This window comes from Capnocytophaga sp. (assembly GCF_030532915.1).
GTDB lineage: Bacteria > Bacteroidota > Bacteroidia > Flavobacteriales > Flavobacteriaceae > Capnocytophaga.
The window spans coordinates 1-3114 of sequence record NZ_JAUNKD010000070.1; the positions used below are offsets into that span (position 1 = coordinate 1).

The window sequence follows — 3114 nt, forward strand, 5'->3', positions numbered from 1 at the left end:
TATTTGAAATGGTTTGAAAGTTATTTGAAATGGTTTGAAGGGTCTTTGCAGTTGATATCTTTGTCAAAGTTTTAGAACTTTGACAAAGATTGGTACAACGAACCACCTTTAAAATCAACTGAAAAGTGTTTGAGATAGTTTTAAAAATGTTTAAAATGGTTTGAAGGGTCTTTGTGGTCAGTATCTTTGTCAAATGCTGAAAACTTTGACAAAGATTGGTACAACGAACCATCTTTAAAATCAACTGAAAAGTATTTGAGATAGTTTTAAAAATGTTTAAAATGGTTTGAAGGGTGATTGCGGTTAGTATCTGTGTCAAATGCTGAAAACTTTGACAAAGATTTTCGCAACGAATCATTTTTAAAATCAGCTGAAAAATACTCAAAATGGTTTGAAAATCAATTTTAATTTGTATCTTTGTCAGAGTTTTTCTTCCTTATATATAAAGGAGATTTCAAAGGTGTTTATCACTCCTTTGTCTTTATTCATAACTTATAAGGATATACTTATAAAGGATTAGGAAGATATACATTACTATAAAAAACCTTTCCCAAAGTTTAGAACTTTGACAAAGGTAAGTATTCAAAATCAGCCGAGTGTCCCCTCTCCTTAGGAGAGGGATAGGGAGCGGAATTCAAATCTTCTCATTCATTGGGAGCAGGTTAGGGAATAAAAAACAAAAAAACATACTAGTATGAAACATATTTTAGCAATTGCCGTAATTTGTCTGGCGTATGCCTGTCGGTCTGCCGAAGAACCGCAGCCGGTAAGCAAGCCTGTTTACACCGATTTTGTAAATCCGCTGATGGGAACCGATTCCAAATTCGAGCTTTCCAACGGAAATACCTATCCTGCCATTGCCGTGCCGTGGGGTATGCACTTTTGGACACCGCAAACCAACAAAATGGGTGACGGGTGGGCATATCAATACCACGCCGACAAGATTCGCGGCTTTAAACAAACGCATCAGCCCAGCCCGTGGATTAATGACTACGGAGCTTTTGCGCTAATGCCTGTTACGGGCGAACTTAAAATTGAAGAAAACCAGCGTGCTTCGTGGTTTTCGCACAAGGCGGAAGAGGCTAAACCGCATTATTACAAGGTTTATCTGGCAGATTATGACACTACGGTGGAAATTGCACCGACAAACAGAGCTGCGCAATTCCGTTTTACCTTCCCAAAAGCTGAAAAATCATACGTTTTGCTTGATGCGTACTTCAAAGGTTCGATGGTAAAGATTCTGCCTAACCAGCGGAAGATTATTGGATATGCCCGCAACCATAACGGAGGTGTTCCGGAGAATTTCCATAACTATTTCGTGCTTGAATTTGACAAAGATTTTGAAGTAAGCCACACCTGGGCTGATGGTTGGAAGCTATCAGAAAGTAATGAAAATGAGGGTGAACACGTCGGGGCGGTTATCGGTTTTGCCACCAAACGGGGCGAGCAGGTGAGCGTGAAAGTGGCATCGTCATTCATCAGCTTGGAGCAAGCCGAGCGCAATCTGAAAAATGAAATCGGCTCAGATACGTTTGAGCAAACCCGTGAAAAGGCTTTCCAACTCTGGGAAAAGGAGCTTTCAAAAATTGCGGTGGAAGACAACAATACGGACAACCTACGTACGTTTTATTCCTGTCTGTATCGCACGCTTTTGTTCCCTCGTACGTTTTATGAATTTGATGCACAGGGCGAAATGGTGCATTACAGCCCCTATAACGGACAGGTTGAAAAGGGGTATATGTTTACCGATAATGGTTTTTGGGATACCTTCCGTGCTGTGTTTCCGTTTTTTAACCTGATGTACCCCGAGATGAATAAAAAATTTATGAAGGGACTGGTAAACACCTATCGCCAATCGGGTTGGTTGCCCGAGTGGGCAAGTCCGGGGCATCGTGATTGTATGATTGGGTCTAATTCGGCACCTATTATTGCCGATGCTTATCTGAAAGGAAATATTGAAGATGATGACGCCAAAATTTTGATGGAAGCGATGCTTAAAAATGCCACTCAAAACGAAGGTCGCCCCGTGAAGTCAGTAGGTCGTGAAGGAGTGAATTATTACAACAAGCTGGGCTATGTACCTTACAATGTTGGGATTAATGAAAGTGTGGCACGCACGCTTGAATATGCCTATGCCGATTTTGCCATCGCCCAAATGGCTGAAAAAATGGATAAAAAATATGTTGTGCAACGTTATCGCGAGCAAGCCCAAAACTATCGGAAGGTTTTTGACCATCAAACCGGTTGGATGCGCGGACGTAACGAAGATGGTACGTTTCAATCGCCTTTCAATCCGCTTAAATGGGGCGATGCTTTTACAGAAGGAAACAGTCTGCACTACACCTGGTCGGTTTTCCACGATATTGAAGGACTTATGGAACTGATGGGCGGGAAGGAAAAATTTGAACGCAAGCTCGATGAAGTTTTTGAGATGCCTCCTTTGTTTGATGATTCGTATTACGGATTTACCATACACGAAATTCGCGAAATGCAGATTATGAATATGGGTAATTACGCACACGGCAATCAGCCTATTCAGCATTTAATTTATCTGTATAATTATGCCGGCAAACCTGAAAAATTGCGCAAACGCCTGCAAGAGGTAATGAGCAAGCTTTATGCCCCTACCCCCGACGGATATTGTGGTGATGAAGATAACGGGCAGACTTCGGCTTGGTATGTGTTCAGTGCTTTGGGCTTTTATCCGGTTACTCCCGCCACTGACGATTATATTTTGGGCTATCCGCTTTTTGAGAAAGTAACCTTGCATCTACCTGATGATAAAACATTTACTATCACCAAGGGTAAAAAACATCTCGCTAACCTTTCGAAAGATGCAAACAACCCTCCAGAGAATGAAAAAGGTACTTCGGTATATCTAAACGACCAAAAATGGACGCAATTTAAACTTCCGTACCGTGTTTTTAAAGAAAACGGACGTTTGGCGTTTGAGTAAGCCACGCCCAAAAACCCTTTTAATAGAATGCAAAACACCCCGTATCATTTTTATGAAATGATACGGGGTGGTTTTATAGCTACCTCAAAATAATTTGTTGTTGTATTTTTTAAAAAGTTCGTAAGGCGAACACCTTGTCCTGCGTCTGATTTTCTTGA

1 protein-coding gene is annotated in these 3114 nt (G+C 41.2%); it reads left to right on the forward strand.

The window, feature by feature from the left end; translation table 11 throughout:
- The first annotated feature begins 694 nt into the window (after positions 1–694).
- Positions 695–2956 carry a GH92 family glycosyl hydrolase gene (locus Q4D72_RS12055; RefSeq protein WP_303078178.1) on the forward strand — a complete coding sequence of 754 codons (2262 nt, stop codon included), beginning with the start codon at positions 695–697 and terminating at the stop codon, positions 2954–2956.
- Positions 2957–3114: the final 158 nt, after the last annotated feature.